Annotated in this window: 21 protein-coding genes; 12 read left to right on the top strand and 9 right to left on the bottom strand. The window is 60.3% G+C overall.

Annotated features, from left to right (window positions below):
* Positions 1 to 173: 173 nt before the first annotated feature.
* The 8 genes from ACIROY_RS17515 (at position 174) to ACIROY_RS17480 (ending at position 10,715) form a co-directional block, all read left to right on the top strand.
* Complete coding sequence (locus ACIROY_RS17515) at positions 174 to 4,184, top strand: DUF3683 domain-containing protein (RefSeq protein WP_402275030.1); 4,011 nt, start codon at positions 174 to 176, stop codon at positions 4,182 to 4,184.
* A gap of 2 nt (positions 4,185 to 4,186) precedes the next feature.
* The gene (locus ACIROY_RS17510; protein WP_402342780.1) at positions 4,187 to 4,636 is read left to right on the top strand and encodes an HIT family protein; all 450 of its coding nucleotides are present in this window, start codon (positions 4,187 to 4,189) and stop codon (positions 4,634 to 4,636) included.
* 65 nt (positions 4,637 to 4,701) lie between these two features.
* Complete coding sequence (locus ACIROY_RS17505; RefSeq protein ID WP_402275026.1) at positions 4,702 to 5,118, top strand: gamma-butyrobetaine hydroxylase-like domain-containing protein; 417 nt, start codon at positions 4,702 to 4,704, stop codon at positions 5,116 to 5,118.
* A 101-nt stretch (positions 5,119 to 5,219) separates the two neighbouring features.
* Complete coding sequence (gene ubiE, locus ACIROY_RS17500) at positions 5,220 to 5,954, top strand: bifunctional demethylmenaquinone methyltransferase/2-methoxy-6-polyprenyl-1,4-benzoquinol methylase UbiE (RefSeq protein ID WP_402275024.1); 735 nt, start codon at positions 5,220 to 5,222, stop codon at positions 5,952 to 5,954.
* 35 nt (positions 5,955 to 5,989) lie between these two features.
* The gene (locus ACIROY_RS17495) at positions 5,990 to 6,967 is read left to right on the top strand and encodes a Tim44 domain-containing protein (protein ID WP_402275022.1); all 978 of its coding nucleotides are present in this window, start codon (positions 5,990 to 5,992) and stop codon (positions 6,965 to 6,967) included.
* A 108-nt stretch (positions 6,968 to 7,075) separates the two neighbouring features.
* Entirely contained in the window at positions 7,076 to 7,657 is a 582-nt protein-coding gene (locus ACIROY_RS17490) for an SCP2 domain-containing protein (protein WP_402342777.1), read from the top strand.
* Positions 7,657 to 9,228 (top strand): ubiquinone biosynthesis regulatory protein kinase UbiB, encoded by a 1,572-nt coding sequence (gene ubiB, locus ACIROY_RS17485; RefSeq protein ID WP_116436404.1) that lies wholly within the window; start codon positions 7,657 to 7,659, stop codon positions 9,226 to 9,228. The genes ACIROY_RS17490 and ubiB overlap by 1 nt, the downstream gene beginning before the upstream one ends.
* Before the next feature lie 35 nt (positions 9,229 to 9,263).
* Complete coding sequence (locus tag ACIROY_RS17480) at positions 9,264 to 10,715, top strand: DHA2 family efflux MFS transporter permease subunit (RefSeq protein WP_402342774.1); 1,452 nt, start codon at positions 9,264 to 9,266, stop codon at positions 10,713 to 10,715.
* 4 nt (positions 10,716 to 10,719) lie between these two features.
* On the opposite strand, the gene ACIROY_RS17475 is transcribed toward ACIROY_RS17480, so the two are convergent.
* Positions 10,720 to 11,643 carry a LysR family transcriptional regulator gene (locus ACIROY_RS17475; RefSeq protein WP_402342771.1) on the bottom strand — a complete coding sequence of 308 codons (924 nt, stop codon included), beginning with the start codon at positions 11,641 to 11,643 and terminating at the stop codon, positions 10,720 to 10,722.
* A 166-nt stretch (positions 11,644 to 11,809) separates the two neighbouring features.
* On the opposite strand from ACIROY_RS17475, the gene ACIROY_RS17470 reads away from it, so the two are divergent.
* Complete coding sequence (locus tag ACIROY_RS17470; RefSeq protein WP_402342768.1) at positions 11,810 to 12,571, top strand: 3-oxoacyl-ACP reductase family protein; 762 nt, start codon at positions 11,810 to 11,812, stop codon at positions 12,569 to 12,571.
* Positions 12,572 to 12,660: 89 nt separating this feature from the next.
* Here ACIROY_RS17470 and trpC read toward each other — a convergent pair whose 3' ends face one another.
* The 7 genes from trpC to rpe form a co-directional block, all read right to left on the bottom strand.
* Positions 12,661 to 13,461, bottom strand: coding sequence for an indole-3-glycerol phosphate synthase TrpC (gene trpC / locus ACIROY_RS17465; protein WP_402342765.1), 801 nt, complete (start codon positions 13,459 to 13,461; stop codon positions 12,661 to 12,663).
* 26 nt (positions 13,462 to 13,487) lie between these two features.
* Positions 13,488 to 14,120 carry a LysE family translocator gene (locus tag ACIROY_RS17460; protein ID WP_402275007.1) on the bottom strand — a complete coding sequence of 211 codons (633 nt, stop codon included), beginning with the start codon at positions 14,118 to 14,120 and terminating at the stop codon, positions 13,488 to 13,490.
* A 53-nt stretch (positions 14,121 to 14,173) separates the two neighbouring features.
* On the bottom strand, positions 14,174 to 15,211 hold the full coding sequence (gene trpD, locus ACIROY_RS17455) for an anthranilate phosphoribosyltransferase (RefSeq protein WP_402275005.1): 1,038 nt from the start codon (positions 15,209 to 15,211) through the stop codon (positions 14,174 to 14,176).
* Between the two features lie 35 nt (positions 15,212 to 15,246).
* Positions 15,247 to 15,822, bottom strand: a complete 576-nt coding sequence (locus ACIROY_RS17450) for an aminodeoxychorismate/anthranilate synthase component II (RefSeq protein ID WP_116436398.1) — start codon at positions 15,820 to 15,822, stop codon at positions 15,247 to 15,249.
* Positions 15,823 to 17,334, bottom strand: a complete 1,512-nt coding sequence (gene trpE / locus ACIROY_RS17445; protein WP_402275002.1) for an anthranilate synthase component I — start codon at positions 17,332 to 17,334, stop codon at positions 15,823 to 15,825.
* A 289-nt stretch (positions 17,335 to 17,623) separates the two neighbouring features.
* Positions 17,624 to 18,292 (bottom strand): phosphoglycolate phosphatase, encoded by a 669-nt coding sequence (locus ACIROY_RS17440; RefSeq protein WP_116436396.1) that lies wholly within the window; start codon positions 18,290 to 18,292, stop codon positions 17,624 to 17,626.
* 20 nt (positions 18,293 to 18,312) lie between these two features.
* Entirely contained in the window at positions 18,313 to 18,975 is a 663-nt protein-coding gene (rpe, locus tag ACIROY_RS17435) for a ribulose-phosphate 3-epimerase (RefSeq protein ID WP_402342762.1), read from the bottom strand.
* Between the two features lie 146 nt (positions 18,976 to 19,121).
* Between rpe and apaG the strand changes: the two genes are divergently transcribed.
* Complete coding sequence (gene apaG / locus ACIROY_RS17430; protein ID WP_402342759.1) at positions 19,122 to 19,496, top strand: Co2+/Mg2+ efflux protein ApaG; 375 nt, start codon at positions 19,122 to 19,124, stop codon at positions 19,494 to 19,496.
* A gap of 175 nt (positions 19,497 to 19,671) precedes the next feature.
* The gene (locus tag ACIROY_RS17425) at positions 19,672 to 20,874 is read left to right on the top strand and encodes a murein transglycosylase A (RefSeq protein WP_402342756.1); all 1,203 of its coding nucleotides are present in this window, start codon (positions 19,672 to 19,674) and stop codon (positions 20,872 to 20,874) included.
* 97 nt (positions 20,875 to 20,971) lie between these two features.
* Here the strand turns inward: ACIROY_RS17425 and ACIROY_RS17420 are convergent, their stop codons facing one another.
* Positions 20,972 to 21,409, bottom strand: a complete 438-nt coding sequence (locus ACIROY_RS17420) for a universal stress protein (protein ID WP_402274997.1) — start codon at positions 21,407 to 21,409, stop codon at positions 20,972 to 20,974.
* Between the two features lie 165 nt (positions 21,410 to 21,574).
* On the opposite strand from ACIROY_RS17420, the gene ACIROY_RS17415 reads away from it, so the two are divergent.
* Positions 21,575 to 22,351: an enoyl-CoA hydratase gene (locus ACIROY_RS17415; protein ID WP_402342753.1), complete on the top strand. Its 777-nt coding sequence runs from the start codon at positions 21,575 to 21,577 to the stop codon at positions 22,349 to 22,351.
* Positions 22,352 to 22,930 lie beyond the last annotated feature (579 nt).

The following is a 22,930-nucleotide window of genomic DNA, read 5'->3' as shown; positions in this document are numbered from 1 at the left end:
TTATTGATTCGATAGAGGCGACTATGTTGCGATGCGGAAATCCCGTCAATTGTAGCGATTTTTCGCAAATAAGAACCATTTCGCATTGTTCTTCCGAAAGTAAGGGCATTCCCTCGCGAGCGACGGCAATAAGATAAAATGCATATCCGGCAGCAGATTTTTTCCCAAAATTAATGAACGCCCCCGCAAAAATCCAGGCTTTGCTTACTGATGCACCGCAAGGTGCCAGCCCCACGCGCTTGCGCGAAATTCCGTACAACTACACCTCGTTCTCCGACCGCGAAATCGTGATTCGCCTGCTGGGCGAAGACGCGTGGCGCGTGCTCGACGAGTTGCGCAGCAAGCGCCAGACCGGTCGATCCGCACGCATGCTGTACGAAGTGCTGGGCGACATCTGGGTGGTGCGCCGCAACCCGTATCTGCAGGACGACATGCTGGACAATCCCAAGCGTCGCGCTGCATTGATCGAAGCCTTGCACCATCGCCTGGCCGAAGTGGACAAGCGCCGCATCGACGTCAATCAGTCTGAATCGGGGGACGCCGCCGCTGCTGATAGTGCGCGCCGCAGCGCCAATGTCGAGCTGCTGATCAAGGCGGCCCGCAAGGCGATTGCTGATTTCGGAGAAGAATTCAAGCACACCTACGACCTGCGCAAGCGCGCCACCAAGGTCCTGGGTCGCTATACCGCCAAGGACAACATCAAGTTCGACGGCCTGTCGCGCGTCTCGCACGTGACCGACGCCACCGACTGGCGCGTCGAGTATCCGTTCGTCGTGCTCACGCCTGACACCGAAGACGAGATGGCCGGCCTGGTCAAGGCCTGTATCGAACTTGGCCTGACCATCATCCCGCGCGGCGGCGGCACCGGTTATACCGGCGGCGCGATTCCGCTGACGCCGATGTCGGCCGTCATCAATACCGAAAAGCTGGAACAGCTCGGCGCCGTCGAGATGGAAGTCCTGCCTGGTCTCGACAAACCGTACGCCACGATTTACTCGGGCGCCGGCGTGGTCACCAAGCGTGTCTCCGACGCTGCTGAAAAAGCCGGCTTCGTCTTCGCGGTCGATCCGACCTCGGCCGAAGCGTCGTGCATCGGCGGCAACGTCGCCATGAACGCCGGCGGCAAGAAGGCCGTGCTGTGGGGCACCGCGCTCGACAACCTGGCCAGCTGGCGCATGGTCGATCCGCAAGGCGACTGGCTCGAAGTCACGCGCCTGGACCACAACCTCGGCAAGATCCACGACGTCGAACTGGCAAGCTTCAAGCTCGAGTGGTCGCACCCCGGCGAAAAGGGCCAGAAGACCGAAGTTTTCAAGACCGAAATCCTCGAGATCGCCGGCCGCAAATTCCGCAAGGAAGGCTTGGGCAAAGACGTCACCGACAAATTCCTGTCGGGTTTGCCCGGCATCCAGAAAGAAGGTTGCGACGGCCTGATCACCTCGGCGCGCTGGATCCTGCACAAGATGCCCAAGCAGACGCGCACCGTCTGCCTCGAGTTCTTCGGCCAGGCACGCGATGCGATCCCGTCGATCGTTGAAATCAAGAATTACCTCGACGCCGAAACCAAGAAGGGCGGCGCCATCCTGGCCGGCCTGGAGCATCTGGACGAGCGCTACCTGCGCGCGGTCGGCTACGCGACCAAATCCAAACGCGGCGTGCTGCCGAAGATGGTGCTGATCGGCGACATCGTTGGCGACGACGAAAACGCCGTGGCGCAGGCCGCCTCGGAAGTGATCCGCATGGCAAACAATCGCGTCGGCGAAGGTTTCGTCGCGATCAGCCCGGAAGCGCGCAAGAAATTCTGGCTCGACCGTTCGCGCACCGCCGCCATCGCCAAGCACACCAACGCCTTCAAGATCAATGAAGACGTGGTGATTCCGTTGCCGCGCATGGGTGAGTACACCGACGGCATCGAGCGTATCAACATCGAACTGTCGATCAAGAACAAGCTGCAATTCCTGGACGAGCTCAATGCTTTCTTCGTCAAGGGCAACCTGCCGCTGGGCAAGAGCGACGACGCCGAAGGCGAAGACATTCCCGCTGCAGAAATGCTGGAAGACCGCGTGCACCAGGCGGAAGACCTGATCGCCAAGACCCAGGCGCGCTGGACCTATCTGCTGGCCAATCTCGACAAGCCGTTGAGCGAGGCCAAGGATGAAATGGCGGCGCTCGGTCTCGACAAGCTGTTGCCGGTATTCGAGCAGCGCCTGCTTGAGCAGCCTGACGCCAACGTGTTCCACGTCGTGCAGGACCGTACCGTGCGTGTGTCGTGGAAGCAGGAAGTGCGCGCGCAGCTGCGGCAGATTTTCAGCGGCGGCGCGTTCAAGCTGATCCTCGAAGAATGCAACGCGATCCACAAGCGCGTGCTGCGTGGACGCGTGTTCGTGGCGCTGCACATGCACGCCGGCGACGGCAACGTGCACACCAACTTGCCGGTCAACTCGGATCATTACCAGATGCTGCAGGATGCCCACGAAGCCGTGGCGCGCATCATGGCGCTGGCGCGTTCGCTGGACGGCGTGATTTCCGGCGAGCACGGCATCGGCATCACCAAGCTTGAATTCCTGACCGAAGATGAAATCAGCGAATTCCGCGACTACAAATTGCGCGTCGATCCGGAAGGCCGTTTCAACAAGGGCAAGCTGCTGAACCTGCCCGGCTTTGAAGCCGACCTGTCCAATGCCTATACGCCGTCGTTCGGCCTGATGGGCCACGAATCGCTGATCATGCAGCAAAGCGACATCGGCGCCATCGCCAACAGCGTCAAGGACTGCCTGCGTTGCGGCAAGTGCAAACCGGTGTGTGCGACGCACGTGCCGCGCGCCAACCTGCTGTACTCGCCACGCAATAAAATTCTGGCGACTTCGTTGCTGGTGGAAGCCTTCCTGTACGAAGAGCAGACCCGCCGCGGCGTGTCGATCAAGCATTGGGAAGAGTTCGAAGACGTCGCCGACCATTGCACCGTCTGCCACAAGTGCGTGACGCCATGCCCGGTCGACATCGACTTCGGCGACGTCTCGATGAACATGCGCAATCTGCTGCGCAAGATGGGCAAGAAGTCGTTCAACCCCGGTACTACCGCGGCGATGTTCTTCCTCAACGCCACCGATCCGGCCACCATCAACGCCACGCGCAAGGTGATGACCGACTGGGGCTTCAAGGCGCAGCGCCTGGGCAACGACATCTTCAAGAAGTTCGCCCGCAAGCAGACGCAGAAACCTGCGGCCACGGTCGGCAAGGCGCCGATCAAGGAGCAGGTGATCCACTTCATCAACAAGAAGATGCCGGGCAACCTGCCCAAGAAGACCGCGCGCGCGCTGCTCGACATCGAGGACGACAAGATCGTGCCGATCATCCGCGATCCCAAGACCACCACGGCGGAAACCGAAGCGGTGTTCTACTTCCCGGGTTGCGGTTCGGAGCGATTGTTCTCCCAAGTCGGCCTCGCCACGCAGGCGATGCTGTGGAACGTCGGCGTGCAGACGGTATTGCCGCCGGGTTACTTGTGCTGCGGTTATCCGCAACGCGGCAGCGGCGATTTCGACAAGGCCGAGAAGATCATCACCGACAACCGGGTGCTGTTCCATCGCATGGCCAATACGCTGAACTACCTCGACATCAAGACCGTCGTGGTGTCCTGCGGCACCTGCTATGACCAGCTGCAGGGTTATGAATTCGAGAAGATCTTCCCGGGCTGCCGCATCATCGACATCCACGAATATCTGCTGGAGAAGGGCGTGCGCCTGGAAGGCGTCACCGGTACCCGTTACATGTACCACGACCCTTGCCACAGCCCGATGAAATTGCAGGATCCGCTGAAGACCGTCAACTCGCTGATCACCACCATCGACGCGCAAAAGATCGAGAAGAATGATCGCTGCTGCGGCGAGTCGGGCACCTTCGGCGTGAGCCGTCCGGATGTCTCGACCCAGGTGCGCTTCCGCAAGGAAGAAGAAATGCGCAAGGGTGCCGACAAGGTGCGCGCGGACGGCTTCGACGGCGACGTCAAGATCCTGACGTCGTGCCCGTCGTGCTTCCAGGGCTTGTCGCGCTACAACGAAGACTCGGGCACCACCGCCGACTACATCGTGGTCGAAATGGCCAAGCACCTGCTCGGCGAAAACTGGTTGCCTGACTACGTGGCCCGCGCCAACAACGGCGGCATCGAACGCGTGCTGGTGTAAGCATGAGCAATGTCGGCGATATCAGCAACGCATGCGATTTGTGCGACGGCGACGGCGGCGAGCTGCTGTTCAACAACGGCAGCTTGCGCGTCGTGCTGGTCGACGAACCGGCTTATCCCGGTTTCTGCCGCGTGATCTGGAACGGTCACGTGAAGGAAATGACCGACCTCGCGCCGGCGGCTCGCGCTGCCGTGATGAATGCAGTGTGGGCCGTCGAGTCCGCCGTGCGCGAAGTCATGCAACCTGAAAAAATCAACGTCGCCAGTCTCGGCAACATGACGCCGCACGTGCATTGGCACGTGATTCCACGCTACCTCGACGATGCGCATTTCCCCAGCCCGGTCTGGGCCGAGGTGCGCCGCGACAGCTCTGCTGCAGCCCTCGCCGAACGTACCGCTTTGCTGCCAAAGCTGCGCGCAGCGATTGCACGCGAACTGGCGGCAGCCGCCTGACTGCGGGCAACCGCCGGCATCCTCACCTCGCAAGACAACACCACACAGAATAGGAAGCGCACGCAATGAGCTCCGGTCCCACGCCCGTATCCTTCAAGGTCCGCACACAGTCGCGCGTGATGGAAGTCGCCTTCGACGACGGCGCCCAGTTCTCCATTCCGTTCGAACTGCTGCGCGTGTATTCGCCTTCGGCCGAAGTACGCGGCCACGGCCCCGGCCAGGAAACCTTGCAGACCGGCAAACGTGAAGTCGGCATCGTCGGCGTCGAACCTGTCGGCAATTACGGCATCAAACCGATATTCTCGGACGAACATTCCAGCGGCATTTTCACCTGGGAGTACCTGTATCAACTGGGACGCGACCAGGACGCAATGTGGGAAACCTATCTGCAGAAACTGGAAGCCGCAGGTTTCACGCGCGAAAGCGGTCGCGACCAGGACATGAGTGCGGCCGGCGGCAGCGCCTGCGGTCATCATCATTGAGTGCAACGGGGATCTCCCGTCAAGCTCGTTGAGCTGATTGAGCGCCGCGGACCACCCCTTATAATGTCGCCTTATTTGAATTCCTTATTTCAGGTTGCCACATGACCAACACCACCCACTTCGGTTATCAGACTGTTTCGGAAGAAGACAAGGTCCATAAAGTCGCCGAAGTCTTCCATTCCGTCGCCGCCAAGTACGACGTCATGAACGACTTCATGTCGGCCGGCCTGCACCGGATCTGGAAGGCGTTCACCATCGCCCAGGCCGGTATTCGTCCCGGCTTCAAGGTGCTCGACATCGCCGGCGGCACCGGCGACCTGTCCAAGGCTTTCGCCAAACAGGCCGGTCCGAGCGGCGAAGTCTGGCTCACCGACATCAATGAATCGATGCTGCGCGTCGGCCGCGACCGCCTATTGAATAAGGGGATCCCGACCCCCACCTTGTTGTGCGACGCGGAGAAACTGCCGTTCCCGGACAACTACTTTGATCGCGTGTCGGTAGCCTTCGGCTTGCGCAACATGACCCACAAGGATGTTGCCCTGTCGGAAATGCGCCGTGTGCTGAAACCGGGCGGCAAGCTGCTGGTGCTGGAGTTCTCCAAAGTCTGGGAGCCGCTGAAGAAACCGTACGACGTCTATTCCTTCTCGGTGCTGCCGTGGCTGGGACAGAAAGTTGCCAACGACGCCGAAAGCTATCGTTATCTGGCTGAATCGATCCGCATGCATCCGGATCAGGAAACGCTGAAGAAGATGATGGAAGACGTCGGTCTTGAGCGTGTGCAGTATTACAACCTGACTGCGGGCGTTGCCGCCTTGCATACGGGTATCAAACTCTAAGCCTTGGGCTGGAGACAATTTAAGCAGGAGCTCGTGTGAAAAAATTCTTCGTCATTCTCATGCTGGCAGTGACGGCCATGACCGTCGCGATGTCGGGCGCTGAAGCCAAGCGTCTCGGCGGCGGCGGCTCGTTCGGCAAGCAATCGTCGAACTACGCGCGCCAGGCGCCGACGCGTCCTGCGCAATCGCCATCCAATGTCGCACCCGCCAAACCGGCCGCGCCGGCTGCAGCACCGCAATCGGTGCCACCGAAACCGGCCAGCCCGTGGAAGGGCATCCTCGGCGGCGCCTTGCTCGGCCTCGGCCTGGGCGCGCTGCTGTCGCACTTCGGCATGGGCGGTGCCATGGCAAGCATGCTCAGCACCATCCTGATGGTGGCGCTGCTGGCTTTCGTGGCAATGTTCCTGTTCCGCATGTTCACGCGCAAGAATGGCGCCACCTCGGGCAGCACCGGCAACAATGGTTTCACTCCGCAGCCGGCTTACGCCAGCGCGACTGAACCGTCGGTGTACACGCCTGAAATCGGTTCGCGCATCGAGCCGGTCGGCGTGCAAGCGCCGGCCTCGCTGCAAGGCGCCAATGAATTCGGTTCGTCCACGGCCGCCGGCAACCCTGCCAATGCGCCGATCATCCCGTGGGGCATCCCGGCAGACTTCGACGTGGCCGGCTTCGTGCGCAACGGCAAGACTTATTTCATCCGCCTGCAAGCGGCGTGGGACAAGGGCGACATCAATGACATCCGAGAATTCACCACGCCGGAAATGTTTGGCGAACTGCGCCTGCAACTGCAGGAGCGCGGTAGCGTAGCCAACAACACCGACGTCGTGCAGATCGACGGCGAGTTGCTTGGCATTGAAACGCTGGAGCACGATTACCTGGCGACCATCAAGTTCACCGGCCTGATCAAGGAAGTCCCGGAAGCCTCGGCGGAACCGTTTGCCGAAATCTGGAATCTGTCCAAGCCGCTCAACGGCGCGGGCGGCTGGGTGCTGGCAGGTATTCAGCAAGTGTAAGCATTCTGTTGCCAGGCCTGCGACTTACTGAGCAGCGCCAAGAACTGTTAAACTTGAAACCGCCCGACATCCCTCGGGCGGTTTTCTTTTTTGATGCCGCGAACTCCCATGCTCTCTTCTCTCTTGCGTCCAGCTACCGCCGTCATCAACCATTTGCTCGCGCAAGAGCCGTGGGCGCAGGCCAAGCTCATTGCACACCGCGACAAGACCGCGTGCATCGACGCCGGCGTGGTGCAACTGATGCTCACGGTCACCGGCGACGGCTTCCTCAAGAATGCCGACGACAACGCCGTGCCCGCCGTGACCATCCACCTGAAGTTGTCCGATTTGCCACTGATCCTGGCCAACCGCGAGCGCGCCGTGTCCTACGTCAGGATCGAGGGGGACGCCGATTTCGCCAATGCGATTTCCCAGCTGAGCCAGTCGCTGCGCTGGGATGCGGAAGAAGACCTCGGCAAGGTGGTCGGCGATATCGCCGCCACGCGCATCGTGTCCGGCGCCAAGTCGATTGCCGCTGCGGCGCAGACCACGCAAAAACAACTCGCCGAAAATGTCGCCGAATACTTCCTGGAAGAACAACCGATGCTGATCCGCCCGCACGTCATGAGTGAATTTTCCAGCGAGGTCGTCAAGCTGCGCGACGATCTCGAACGCCTGTCCAAGCGGATAGAGAAGCTGGAGCGTCGCTGATGTTTTTGCGTTCCTTGCGTCTGTTCAAGATCGTGCGCGTGGCAATACGCTACGGCCTCGATGAAATCGCCATCTCCGGTTTCGACACGCCTCGCATCACGCGCCTGCTCAACGGCATTTTTTTCTGGCGCGACATTTCGACCCCGCGCGGCGAACGCCTGCGCCGTGCGCTGGAAGACCTCGGTCCGATCTTCGTCAAGTTCGGCCAGGTGCTGTCGACGCGGCGCGACCTGCTGCCGCTGGATATCGCCGATGAGCTGACACGCCTGCAGGACCGCGTGCCGCCGTTCGATTCCGACCTGGCGATTGCGCAGATCGAGAAGTCGCTGGGCGCGCATCCGGATGTCTTGTTCGCCAGCTTCGACCGCACCCCGATCGCATCCGCTTCCATCGCGCAGGTCCACTTCGCCACGCTGAAAGACGGCACCGAAGTCGCCGTCAAGGTCTTGCGACCGGGCATGCGCAGCACCATCGACCACGATATCGGCCTGATGCACATCGCCGCCGACTGGGTCGAGCGCCTGTGGGCCGACGGTCGCCGGCTCAAGGCCAAGGAAGTCGTCGGCGAGTTCGACAAATACCTGCATGACGAACTCGATCTGATGCGTGAGGCCGCCAACGCCAGTCAGCTGCGCCGCAACTTCGCCAACTCCGATCTGCTGATGGTGCCCGAGATGTACTGGGATTATTGCTCCTCGTCGGTGATCGTGATGGAGCGCATGCACGGCATCCCGATCGGCCAGACCGAGCGCCTGCAGGCGGAAGGTGTGGACCTGAGCAAGCTGTCGCGCGACGGCGTCGAGATCTTTTTCACGCAGGTGTTCCGCGACGGCTTCTTCCATGCCGACATGCATCCGGGGAATATCCTGGTGTCGACCGCCCCGGCCACCTTCGGCCGCTACATCGCACTCGATTTCGGCATCGTCGGCACGCTGACCGACTTCGACAAGGATTACCTGTCGCAGAATTTCCTGGCGTTCTTCCAGCGCGATTACAAGCGCGTTGCTGAAGCGCATATCGAATCCGGCTGGGCGCCGAAAGACACGCGCGTCGACGAACTCGAAGCGGCGGTGCGGGCCTGCTGCGAACCGATTTTCGACCGGCCGCTGAAAGACATCTCGTTCGGCCAGGTGCTGTTGCGCCTGTTCCAGACCTCGCGCCGGTTCAATGTCGAAGTACAGCCGCAGCTGGTGCTGTTGCAAAAGACACTGCTCAACGTCGAAGGCCTCGGCCGCCAGCTTGATCCCGAACTCGATTTGTGGAAAACCGCGAAACCGTATCTGGAACGGTGGATGAACGAGCAGATCGGCTGGCGCGGTTTCATCCAGCAGCTCAAAGTCGAAGTGCCGCGCTACAGCCGTCTATTGCCGCAGTTGCCGCGCCTGGCGCATCAGGCGCTGACGATGGCGACTGAAGGCGGCAAGCATGACCAGAACGCCGACTTGCTCAGGAAGCTGGTCGCTGAACAGCGCCGCACCAATCTGCTGCTGGGGGTGATCGTGTATTTCGGCGGCGGTCTGATCGGCGGGATCATCGTGGTGCAGGTGCTGCTGCACTTCTTGCGGTACTAAGGCACGACAAGAACAAAAACAGGGACGCAACGGAAATGACAGCCGCACAGACTCCATCGCGCGCACATTGGTTGCCGTTCATCGTGGCGGCGACGTTCTTCATGGAATACCTCGACACCACCATCATTGCGACGGCCTTGCCGCAGATGGCGCAGGCGTTTAAGGTGGGGCCGAACGAGCTGAGTCTGGGCATGACGGCCTACATGCTGACGCTGGCGGTGTTCATCCCGATCAGCGGCTGGATCGCCGATCGCATCGGATCGCGAACGGTGTTTGCTTCGGCGATCGTGATCTTCACGCTGGCGTCGGTGCTGTGCGGGATTTCCGGCAACGTCTTTGAATTTACCGCCGCCCGCATTTTGCAAGGCATGGGCGGGGCGCTGATGGTGCCGGTCGGGCGCCTGATCGTGGTGCGCAACACCAGCAAGGACAAGCTGATGAAGGCGATCTCGACGATCACCTGGCCGGCCATCGTGGCGCCGGTCGTGGGGCCGTCGCTGGGCGGTTTCATCACCACTTATTTTTCCTGGCACTGGATCTTCCTGATCAACGTGCCGTTCGGCATCGCGGCATTGATCGCGGTGCTCAGCATCGTTCCCAACGAGCGCGGCAACCAGCGCAAGCCGCTCGACATGGCCGGCTTCTTCCTCAGCGGCGCGGCCTTGACTTCACTCCTGTATGGCACCGAACTGGCCAGCCACACCGAAACCAATTTGCTGGTGGCAGTGCTGTTCATCGCCGGCGGGATCGTGCTTGGCGTGTTTTCGTATCGGCATGGCATGCGCCGCGAACATCCTCTGCTTGATTATTCAACGCTCAAGGTGCCGACATTTAACGTGACCGTCGTCGCCGGCTCGTTTACTCGCATCGGCATCGAGGCGGTGCCGTATCTGTTGCCGCTGTTGTTCCAGATCGGCTTCGGCTTGTCGGCATTCCATTCCGGCTTGCTGCTGCTGGCCAGTGCACTCGGCAACCTGGGGATGAAGATGTTCACCACGCGCGTGCTGCAGCGTTTCGGCTTTCGTCGCGTAGCGCTGAACAATGCGGTGCTTGCCGGTGTATTCGTGCTGGCCTGCGGTCTGCTCACCGCAACGACGCCGCTGCCGGTGGTGCTGATGACGATCTTCATCTACGGTCTGTCGCGCTCGATGCAGTTCACCACACTGGCCACGTTGGCGTATGCCGATGTCAGCGAAGCGCAGAAGAGCGCCGCTTCCACCTTGTGGAGCGTGGCGCAGCAGATGACGATCGGCATGGGCATCGCGTTCGGCGCCTTGGCTTTGCGCGTGGCGTCGTATTTCAACGGCGGTGCCGACGTGGTGACCGCGGCAGGCGGCGAGGCGCATTTCTCCGTCACCGATTTCCATTGGGCGTTCGCCATGGCGGGTGTGTTGACGCTGTGTTCGGCGCTCGGCTATCGCAGCCTGGCGAAAGACGCCGGCGATAATCTCGGCGGCGGCGTACGCGGCGCAGCGAAAAGCCGCTGATCCTTCAGAGTGCTGAAAACCGCTGCGCCAGTTGCTCGCTGCGGAAGTGCTCCACCACATAGTCGACGAACACGCGCGTCTTGGCCGGCAGCAATCGCGCTGCGGCGAAGTAGAGCGCCAACATGCCGCCGTCGACATGCCAGTCCGGCAGCACCCGCACCAGCGCTCCGCTCTTCATGTACACCACCGCATGGGGCATTGCCGTCAGCGTGATGCCCAATCCCATCTGCGCAGCTTCACACGCTGCATTCGGATCGCTCATTGTCATTTTCACCTTCAGATTGATCACCGACTGCGCGCCGTCGCGATTGCGCAAGGTCCAGGCGCGGACGCGGCCGGTTTGCGGTGAACGGATCAGGATGCCGTCGTGCTGTTCCAGATCGTCGGGCGTGCGGATGGGCGGGCGTTGTGCCAGATACGCGGGAGAAGCCAGCAGCACCCGATGCGCCGGCGCCAGCTCGCGCGCAACGATGCCGGGTGGCAGTTCGATGCTGCCGCCGATGGCGGCGTCGAAGCCTTCCGTAATCAGGTCCACGGGGCGATTGTCGAAATGCCAGTCCGGCGAGATCGCCGGATAGCGTTCCAGAAATCCTCCCAGCAGCGGCACGATGTATTCGCGCCCGAATCCCGTTCCCATGCTGACCTTCAGTACGCCGGCCGGCTGGCCGTCTGCGCTGGCCAGGTTGGCGACCGCGCTCTGGATGCTGGACAGGCCGCCGCTGACTTCCCGCAGAAACCGCTCTCCGGCCTCGGTCAGGCTCAGGCTGCGCGTGCTGCGCTGGAACAGCCGTACGCCAAGATTCGATTCAAGGCGGGCGACATTCTTTCCGACGGCGGCGGAACTCAGGCCTAGCCGTCGTGCGGCTGCGGAGAAACTGCCGGCTTCGGCAGAAATGACAAAACACTCAATGCTGGTCAGGGATTCCATGGGTCTATTTTAAACATAATGTTTAAAAAGAAGATAGTGATTGCCATCTAGTTTAAACATAATCGCTACCCCATACTTCATTCCAAGCCAAACGGAATTCGAGATCAACCCACCGAAACCGCAGGCCATACGTTCATTCTTTCTTACCCAAACAAGGAGCAATATCATGACTGCAAACACCAACACCAATCTGAACCTGTCCAACAAAGTTGCCTTCGTGCAAGGCGGTTCCCGCGGCATCGGCGCCGCCATCGTCAAGCGCCTGGTGCAGGAAGGCGCCATCGTTGCCTTCACCTATGTCAGCTCGCCGGACAAGGCACAAGCGCTGGTCAGCGAACTCGAAGCCAAGGGCGGCCGCGCACTGGCCATTCAGGCTGACAGCTCGGACAGCGCAGCATTGCAACAAGCGATCCGCATCGCTGCCGAAACCTTCGGGCGCCTCGACATCCTGGTCAACAACGCCGGCGTGTTGGCGATGGGCCCGGTGGAAGAATTCAAGCTGGAAGACCTGGACCGTACCCTCGACGTGAACGTGCGCAGCGTATTCGTCGCTACCCAGGAAGCAGTGCGCTTCATGCGTGAAGGCGGTCGCGTCATCACTATCGGCAGCACCAACGCCGACCGCATGCCGTTCGCCGGCGGCGCCGTGTACGCCATGAGCAAGTCGGCCATCGTCGGCCTGACCAAGGGCCTGGCGCGCGACCTCGGTCCACGCGGCATCACCGTCAACAATGTGCAGCCAGGTCCGGTCGACACCGACATGAATCCGGCTGACAGCGATTTCGCTGACGCATTGAAAGGCCTGATGGCGTTGCCGCGTTATGGCAAGGCTGAAGAAATCGCCAGCTTCGTGGCGTATCTGGCAGGCCCTGAGGCTGGTTACATCACTGGCGCCAGCCTGACGATCGACGGCGGCTTCTCTGCCTGATCACATGGCAAAGCGGCAGACGTAAAAAAAGCGGAGCTTTCGGGCTCCGCTTTTTTAATGGCGCGACAATCGGGCAAATTCTAAGAAGCTCAGGCAAACAAGCGCGCCAGCTCGACACCAGGTTCCGGCGCGCGCATGAAGGCTTCGCCGACCAGGAAGGCATTGACCTTGGCGTCCCGCATGCGCTTGACGTCGTCCGGCGTGGCGATGGCCGATTCGGTGATGACCAGTTTGTCGGACGGAATGCGCGGCAGCAGATTGAGCGTCGTGTCCAGCGTGGTCTCGAAGGTGCGCAGGTTGCGGTTGTTGATGCCCAGCAGCGCGGTCTTCAGTTTCAGCGCGGCGTCGAGTTCGACGCCGTCGTGCACTTCCACCAGCACGCCCATGCCGAGCTCATGGGCACAGGCTTCGAGTTCGGCCATCAGGCCGTGGTCGAGTGCCGCGACGATCAGCAGGATGGCGTCGGCGCCCCACGAGCGCGCTTCATAGACCTGGTACAGGTCCATCATGAAATCCTTGCGCAGCACCGGCAGCGTGCAGGCGGCGCGCGCCTGCTTGAGGTAGTCCGGTGCACCCTGGAAGAATTGCACGTCGGTCAGCACCGACAGGCAGGCTGCGCCGTGCGCGGCGTAGCTGACGGCGATCTCGGCGGGCTTGAAATCGGGACGGATCACGCCTTTCGACGGCGAGGCTTTTTTTACTTCGGCGATGATGCCGGCATTGCCGGCAGCGATCTTGCCGCGCAGGCTTGCTTCGAAGCCGCGCAATTGTGCGCGCGCTTCGGTGTCGGATTCGACGTCGCGACGCAGGCTGGCCAGGTCGCGGTGCTTCTTGGCCGCTTTGACTTCTTCGGCTTTGACGTCGAGGATCTTGTTGAGGATGTCAGACATGAAAATTCCTTGATTGCATATTGATGTTACTTGCGCTGATCCAGCGCCAGCCGGAACGCCAATGCGCCCAGCGTCAGTCCCATGACATAACGCTGCACCCGCATCCAGCCCGGATTGCTGGAGAAGAAGCCGGCAATCGCGCTGGCCGTCAGGATCAGGAGGCCGTTGACGGTGAAGCTGACGGCGATCTGCGTCACGCCCAGTGTCAGGCTTTGCAGCATGACGTGGCCGTGTTCGGCGTGGATGAACTGCGGCAGGAAAGACATGTAGAACATCGCCGCCTTGGGGTTGAGCAGGTTGGTCAGGAAGCCCATGCGGAACAGGGTCGCATTGCTGTCATGCGGCAGGTCCTGGGTCTGGAACGGCGACGCGCCGCCCGGCTTGATTGCATTCCACGCCATCCACAGCAGATAGGCCGCGCCCAGATACTTGATCAGGTCATAAGCCAGCGGCACCGCCAGGAACAAGGCCGTCAGGCCGAAGGTCGCGGCCAGCATGTGGACCACGAAACCGGCCGCCACGCCCAGCAGCGAAATCATCCCCGCTGTACGCCCCTGGCAGATCGAGCGCGACACGCAATACATCATGTTGGGGCCGGGAGTCAGCACCAGCACCAAAGCGGCCAGCGCGAAGATCAGCAAATCGTTCAGGGGAATCATGTGTGCGCCTTTCCGTCAGTGAAAAGATTTCTTGCAAATATCAACGTCGAAAATTAATTCTTGCCGCCCAGTTGCTTGGTCGCATTGACGAACTGGTCGACCTTGGCCAACGCCGCGCCGGAGGCAATGGTCGCGCGCGCCTTGTTCAGGCCTTCTTCGATCGACGTCGCGATGCCGGCCGCATACAGCGCCGTGCCTGCGTTGATGGCGACGATGTCGTGTACCGGACCCGGCACGCCCTTGAGCGCTTCGAAGATTTTTTCCTTCGATTCGTTGGCGTTGGCGACTTGCAGGTTGCGGCTGGCGAACATGCTCATGCCGAAGTCTTCCGGATGGATTTCGTATTCGCGGATTTCACCGTTGACCAGCTCGCCGATCATGGTGGCGCCGCCCAGCGTGACTTCATCGAGATTGTCGCGGCCCCAGACCACGATCGCATGTTGCGCGCCGAGACGTTGCAGCACGCGCACCTGGATGCCGACCAGATCCGGATGGAATACGCCCATCAGGATGTTCGGCGCACCGGCCGGGTTGGTCAGCGGGCCGAGGATGTTGAAAATGGTGCGCACGCCCAGTTCCTTGCGCACCGGCGCCGCGTGCTTCATGGCGGCGTGGTGATTGGGCGCGAACATGAAGCCGATCCCGGTCTGGGCGATCGATTGCGCGACCTGTTCCGGCTGCAGGTTGATGTCGGCGCCCAATGCTTCGAGCACATCGGCGCTGCCCGACGACGAGGACACGCTGCGTCCGCCGTGCTTGGCGACGCGTGCACCGGCGGCGGCGGCGACGAACATCGACGCGGTGGAAATGTTGAAGGTGTGCGCGCCGTCGCCGCCGGTGCCGACGATGTCGAGCAGGTTGGTGGTGTCGGCCATCGGCACTTTGGTGGCGAACTCGCGCATGACTTGCGCGGCGGCGGCGATTTCGCCGATGCTTTCCTTCTTGACGCGCAGGCCCATGGTGAGCGCGGCGATCATGACGGGCGACATCTCGCCGCTCATGATCTGGCGGAACAGCGTCAGCATTTCGTCGTGGAAAATTTCGCGGTGCTCGATGCAGCGCAGTAAGGCTTCTTGTGGCGTGATGGACATGATGTTCTCGGATGATGTCAACGGGACGGCGGCGTTCAAGAGCGGGCCGTGCCGGTCAGGAAGTTCTTGAGCAAGGCGTGGCCGTGTTCGGAAAGGATCGATTCCGGGTGGAATTGCACGCCCTGCAAATCAAATTCCTTGTGGCGCACGCCCATGATTTCACCATCGTCGGTCCAGGCGGTGACTTCGAGGCAGTCGGGCAGCGAAGCGCGCTCGATGGCCAGCGAGTGATAGCGGATCACGGTGTAGGGGCTGGGGATGTCCTTGAACACGCCGACGCCGGTGTGGGCGATCTTCGATGTCTTGCCGTGCATGACTTGCTTGGCGCGTACTACCTTGCCGCCGAAGGCTTCGCCGATGGCCTGGTGGCCGAGGCAGACGCCGAGAATCGGCAGCTTGCCCGAGAAATGCTTGAGCAGGTCGATGCAGATGCCGGCTTCTTTCGGACTGCATGGACCGGGCGACAGGCAGATGCGTTCGGGATTCAGTTTTTCGATTTCGGCCAGCGTGATCTCATCGTTGCGGATGGTCAGCACTTCTTCACCGAGCTCGCCGAAATACTGGACGATGTTGTAGGTGAAGGAATCGTAGTTGTCGATCATCAGCAGCATTTAGATTTCTCCATCCAGTCCGTCTTGCACTTGTTCGGCAGCGCGCAGAACGGCGCGCGCCTTGTTTTCGGTTTCTTCCCATTCCATTTCCGGCACCGAGTCGGCGACGATGCCGGCCGCGGCCTGCACGTACAGCGTGCCGTCCTTGATGACGCCGGTGCGGATCGCGATCGCGACATCCATTTCGCCGCCGAACGACAGGTAGCCGCAGGCGCCGCCGTAGATGCCGCGCTTGGTCGGCTCGAGTTCGTCGATGATTTCCATGGCGCGCACTTTCGGCGCACCCGACAGCGTGCCGGCGGGGAAGGTGGCTTTCAATACGTCCAGATTCGACAGACCGGGTTTGAGCAGGCCTTCGACGTTGGAGACGATGTGCTGCACGTGGGAATATTTTTCGATGACCATCTGGTCGGTGACCTTGACGCTGCCGGTGGTGGCGATGCGGCCGATGTCGTTGCGCGCCAGGTCGATCAGCATGACGTGTTCGGCGATTTCCTTGGGATCGGCCAGCAGTTCGGTCGCCAGCTGGGCGTCGCGTTCCGGGGTCGATCCGCGAGGGCGGGTGCCTGCCAGCGGACGGATGGTGATTTTCTTTTGCGCTTGGCCGTCTGAGGTCTGGCCGATGGTTTCGTTGCGCACCAGGATTTCCGGCGAGGCGCCGACGATCTGCATGTCGCCGAAGTTGTAGAAGTACATGTACGGCGACGGGTTCAGCGAACGCAATGCGCGATACAGCATCAGCGGCGAGTCGACGTAGGATTTCTTCAGGCGCTGGCCGATCTGCACTTGCATCAGGTCGCCGGCCATGACGTATTCCTTGGCCTTGGCGACGGCCTTCAGGTATTCGTCCTTGGGGAATTCTCGTATGGTCTCGGTGCGCACCGAACCGCTGGTGACCGGTGCATCGGCGCCGCGGCGCAGCATGGCGCGCAAGTCCTTGAGGCGTTGGCGGCCTTTGCTGAAGGCTTCCGGCTGCGACGGGTCGGTGTAGACGATCAGGTAGAGCTTGCCGGAGAGATTGTCGATGACGGCCAGTTCTTCTGTCACGAGTAACTGAATGTCGGGCAGGCCGAGGTCGTCTTTCGGCGCGCTGTCGGCCAGGCGCTTCTCGATGTAGCGCACGGCGTCATAGCCGAAGTAGCCGGCCAGGCCGCCGCAGAAGCGCGGCATGCCGGGGCGGATCGCGACTTTGTAGCGGGACTGGAATTCCGCGATGAACTCGAGCGCGTTGCCCTCGAGCGATTCGATGACCTTGTCGTGTTTCAGGACTTCGATCTTGTTGCCGAAGCTGCGCAGCTTGGTGGTGGCAGGTAGACCAATGAAGGAATAGCGGCCGAAACGCTCGCCGCCGACTACCGATTCCAGCAGGAAGGTGTTCTTGCCGGCATTCTGGGTTTGCGCCAGTTTGAGGTACAAGGTCAGCGGGGTTTCCAGATCGGCGAAGGCTTCGGCGATCAGCGGAATGCGGTTGTAGCCTTGCGAGGCCAGCGATTTGAATTCGAGTTCGGTCATCGTTTCTCTCCAGGACCGCTATTGTAGACGGGTTGCAGGGTGCAGGACGACTTGAAGCGTCCCGGCAAGCGCGTGCCGACGATAGCGATGTGTTTAAACAGGGTGGTGTTGCAAAAAACTTGCTGGTACGCGGGGAAGAAAAACGGGAGCGGCCAGCAGCTGACGAGGCTTAGTTAGCCCAGGATTGCCAGCGTCGCCACAGCCAAGCCTCAGGGGCGGCTGATTTGTTGGCGTTGAGTTTTTTGTTGAGAAACATTTGTCGTATGTGTTCAGTAAGAAAGCTTTTTCACTACGAAATTTGGTGCGCTGCATCCAGCAGCGTTGGAACTATACCATCGGAATCGACGTTGTGTATAGGTTCGCCGTGATTGTAGCCGTAGGGCACGTTCAGAACCCGGCAACCCGCAGCCCGCGCGGCTTGCGCGTCGTTGGACGAATCGCCGATGGCGACCACCTGCGACGGTTGCAGGGAAAAATCTGCGCAGACCTGCAGCAAGGGCAGGGGATCCGGCTTCTTTTTCGGCAGGGAATCGCCGCCGTAAATCACGTCGAAATACGGATACAGGCCCTTCTTGTCCATCAGCGGCAGGGCAAAGGCGATCGGCTTGTTGGTCACGCAGGCCAGGCGCAGGCCCTTGGCCTTGAGCGCCTGCAGGCCTTCGATCACGTTCGGATAGAGCGTGGCGTAATCGCCGTTGATCGCGAGGTAATGCTCCTGATAGGACGCCAGGGCTTCCTCGAAGCGCTGTTCCACGCCATCTTCGTCGTAATCGACGGCCAGCACGCGGCGCATCAGGTTTTCCGATCCCTTGCCGACAAAATTGACGATGGTTTGCATCGCCAGCGGCCCCAGGCCCAGGTCGGCGCGCATGCGATTGACCGCGACGTGGAAATCCGGCGCGGTGTCGAGCATGGTGCCGTCGAGGTCGATGATGGCCGCTTTGATGTTGTCGAGCATGGGATCTTTCCGGGATTGCTTTACTTGGCCAGTTCGCCGCGCATGGCGTCGATGACGGCCTTGTAGTCCGGCTTGCCGAAGATGGCGGAGCCGGCCACGAAGGTGTCGGCGCCGGCCTTGGCGGCCGCTGCGATATTTTCGATTTTGATGCCGCCGTCGACTTCCAGCATGATGTCGCGGCCGGATTCGTCGATGCGGCGGCGCACAGCGGCGATCTTCTTGAGCGCTTCAGGAATGAAGGACTGGCCGCCGAAGCCCGGGTTGACGGACATGATCAGGACGATGTCGATCTTGTCCATGACGTGATCGAGAAAGTGCAGCGGCGTGCCGGGATTGAACACCAGGCCGGCTTTGCAACCGTTGTCGCGGATCAGCTGCAGCGAACGGTCGATGTGCTCGGAGCCTTCCGGATGGAAAGTGATGATGTTGGCGCCGGCCTTGGCGAAGTCGGGAATGATGCGATCGACCGGCTTGACCATCAGATGGACGTCGATCGGCACCTGCACATGCGGGCGGATGGCTTCGCAAACCAAAGGTCCGATGGTCAGGTTGGGAACATAATGGTTGTCCATCACGTCGAAGTGGATGATGTCGGCGCCGGCAGCGACGACATTGCGGACTTCCTCGCCCAGGCGGGCGAAGTCGGCGGACAGGATGCTGGGGGCGATACGGTAGTTAGGCATGGCGATATGGCTTATGGAGGGCTGTAGAGCGATTGAAGATGCGCTATTTTACCCGTTCGCCGCGTACGGTTTTGTTGCAAGCCTTGCACTTGAGGTTGATTTCGTGTGGAATGGGCCAGGCTTTTTACAAAATCGAGGAAATCCGCATGGCGACGTATGAGTTAACGGTGACGGTCAAGACGCAATATCTGGAGGAACAGTCCGATCCGACGCGTTCGCATTATGTATTCGCCTATGCGATCACCATCGTCAACTCGGGACAGGTGCCGGCCCAGCTGATTTCGCGCCACTGGGTCATCACCGACGCCAACAACCACACCGAAGAGGTGCGTGGTCTGGGCGTCGTCGGCCATCAGCCGTTCCTGCAACCGGGGGAACAGTTCGAATACACCAGCGGCACGTCATTGCAGACGCCGCAGGGTTCGATGCATGGAGAGTATTTTTGCGTCGCCGAAGACGGCGAGCAATTCGACGTGAAGATCCCGGAGTTCATCCTGTCGCTGCCGCGTACGCTGCATTAAGCGTCTTGCACCAGGGCTCAAGCCTGGCTGTCGTCTTTTTTATCGGCGGATTTTTTTGTCTGAACGGATTGGTCCGGCTTGCGTCCGGAAAACATGGTCCACCAGACAATGAATACAAAAATAAAGAAGGCTGCGCCGGCTTCGAGTATTAACCACCACATTTCATGTTTCCTCAATGTCACTTATTCAAACGAGCATCCGCCGCAGTTTACCCGCATTAGCCGTCATCGTCGCCGTCTCCCTTGCCGCTTGTACGACCACGCCGTTGCCGCCGGCCAGGCCGACGCCGCCCGTGACGCCGTCCAAGCCGACCACGCCGGCTCAGCCCGAGGGCCAGGCCCAGGGAATGCAAAAAAGCAGCTTCGCCGCCATGCCGGGCTGGGACCGGGATAGCTTGCGCGACGCCTGGCCGGCTTTCCTGACCTCATGCCAGACGCTGATCCGCCGCAATGAATGGAAAAACGCCTGCACCACGGCGCGCCAGGTCAATGCCGATGACGAGGGTGCGATTCGCGCGTTCTTCGAATCCGGCTTCACGCCCTACAAGGTATTCAATCCGGACGGCAGCGACACCGGGCTGGTGACCGGCTACTACGAGCCCTTGCTGCGCGGTTCGCGCAAGCGCGGCGGGCCGTATCAGACCCCTCTATATAGAGCCCCCGACGATTTGCTGACGATCGACCTGGTCAGCCTGTACCCGGAGCTCAAGAACATGCGCCTGCGCGGGCGCGTAGTCGGCAACAAGGTGGTGCCGTATTCCTCGCGCGCCGAGTTGTTGCAATCGGGCGCGCTGGCGGGCAAGGAGTTGGTCTGGGTGGATGATCCGGTGGAGGCTTTCTTCCTGCAGGTGCAGGGATCGGGCCGGGTTCAGCTCACCGATACGCAGGAAACCGTGCGCCTGGCCTATGCCGATCAGAACGGCTATCCCTACAAGTCGATCGGCCGTTATCTGGTCGACAAGGGGGAAATGACCCTGTCGCAGGCATCCGCGCAGGGCATCAAGGCCTGGGTGATCGCCAATCCATCGCGCCAGAACGAGCTGTTGAACGTCAATCCAAGCTATATCTTCTTCAAGGAAGAGAAAATCACGGATCCGTCCAAGGGGCCGAAAGGCGCTATGGGTTTGCCATTGACCGGTCAGCGTTCTATCGCGGTTGATCCGCAGCATATTCCTCTCGGTGCGCCGGTGTTTCTGGCGACGACGCAGCCCAATAGCGACGCGGTCCTGCAGCGGCTGGTGCTGGCGCAGGATACCGGCGGCGCCATTCGCGGTGCGGTGCGGGCCGACTACTTCTGGGGTTTCGGCAATGAAGCCGGCGAAAAGGCCGGCGGCATGAAACAGCGCGGCATGATGTGGGTGCTCTTGCCGAATTCCTGAGTTTCGTCGCCTGCATCAGGGCATTGCAAAAGAAAACCCGGCTTGCCTATATAGAGCAAGCCGGGTTTTTTGTTGTCTGTGGCGGTTAGGGCGGTGGTCAGCGCAATACCAGGACGGGAATGGTGGAGTGCGCCAGCACCTTCTGCGTTTTGCTGCCGAGAAATAGTCTGCTGAGTCCGCTGCGCCCGTGGGAGGCCATGAAGATGACGTCGCAGGCGTACTTCTTGGCGGCGTTGACGATTTCTTCGTCCGGCGCGAACGACAGTATGGTCGTGGTTTCGCATTCCACGCCGGCAGCCCGGGCGGCGTCGGCGATCTTTTTCACATGCTGTTCTGCGAGGGTGCGGACGTTTTCTTCGTAGATGCCTGGATCGATCGCCATGGAGCTTTCCGCCAGCGGCGAGAACGGGTAGGGCTCGGCCACGGAAATGCCGATGATCTTGGATTTGCAATGCTGGGCGTAGTCGATGGCGTTGGCGATTGCCTTGTCGGAGCGTTCCGATCCGTCCGTCGGGACAAGAATGGTCTTGAACATATGATCCTCCTCTGTTGTTGTGAAGGGATACCCCAGTATAGGCTCTGACCTTTGCGGCCGGGACAAATTCCTGGGGGGCTTTGACATGGCGCAAATTCATTGGCGTTACAATCGACGCGGCAGGTACATTCAACTATCGCGCTACCCCTATATAGAGGAGACCAGATGAGCTACGAAAACATTCTGACCGAGACCATTGGCAAGGTTACGGTGATCCGCCTGAACCGGCCGAAGGCCCTGAACGCGTTGAACGACGCGCTGATGATCGACCTCGGCGACGCCTTGCTGGCTTTTGACGCCGATGACAACATCGGCTGCATCATCGTCACCGGCAGCGAAAAGGCGTTTGCGGCCGGCGCCGACATCTCGGTGATGGCGCGCTACAACTACATGGACGTGCTCAAGGGCGAATTCATCACGCGCAACTGGGAAACCATCCGCCGCGTGCGCAAGCCGGTGATCGCCGCAGTAGCCGGTTACGCGCTGGGGGGCGGCTGTGAGCTGGCGATGATGTGCGACTTCATCATCGCCGCCGACAATGCCAAGTTCGGCCAACCTGAAATCAAGCTCGGCATCGTACCCGGCGCCGGCGGCACCCAGCGCCTGCCGCGGGCGGTATCCAAGGCCAAGGCCATGGACCTGTGCCTGACCGGGCGCATGATGGACGCACAGGAAGCCGAGCGCGCCGGCCTGGTGTCGCGCGTGGTCCCGGCCGACAAACTGATGGACGAGGCATTGGCCGCAGCCATCGTCATCACCGAGATGTCGCAGCCGGTGGCGGCGATGGTCAAGGATTCGGTGAACCGCGCCTACGAAACGACGCTGACCGAAGGCATCAGATATGAGCGCGCATTGTTCTACAGCTGCTTCGCCATGGAAGATCAGACGGAAGGCATGGCGGCGTTCCTGGAAAAGCGGGCGCCGAGTTTCAAGAATCAATAATTTGCTGCCTGTATCTGCTTGAAAATGAAGCCCATCCCGTGAGGGATGGGCTTCATGCTTTTGTTTTAAAAATTATTTACGGTTGCAAATCCAGAGCTGGAGCGGGTTTGCGGGGAGGTGGATTAAAAAGTTTAAATAATTTTTCAAAAAGTATTGCACGGATGGGAAAAGCTTTGCTATAGTTCGCCTCCCCGCTGCAGAGCGACGCAGCAAACAGCAAGACGCAGCGCGCCGGAGGTGGGGAAAAGGCAGTAAAAAAGGTTTCAGGAAGTGAGAAGTTGGTAGTAAAAATTTTTAGTGAAGCGTTAAAAAAGTAGTTGACGCAAATTAAAAAACACTACATAATCTCGTTTCTCTGCTGCTGACAAACAAAACGATTTGTCAGCGACGCAAGCAGCACTTCGGTGCGGTGCGAAGCAGGTAAGGTTCTTTAAAAATTAACAGTCGATAAGTGTGGGCGTTTAATGAAGTGCGACAGACCTTTGGGTCTGGAAACTTTAAATATTTTTAAACGCTCACGAAGAAATATAGGTAAGAAATTATCTGTCAGTATTTTGAGTGAGTGACCGATTCGAAAGA

The sequence above is a fragment of the Herbaspirillum sp. NPDC101396 genome (assembly GCF_044767365.1).
GTDB lineage: Bacteria > Pseudomonadota > Gammaproteobacteria > Burkholderiales > Burkholderiaceae_D > Herbaspirillum.
Note: the sequence above shows the minus strand (reverse complement) of the source record. Positions and strands in the feature narration are given on the sequence as shown.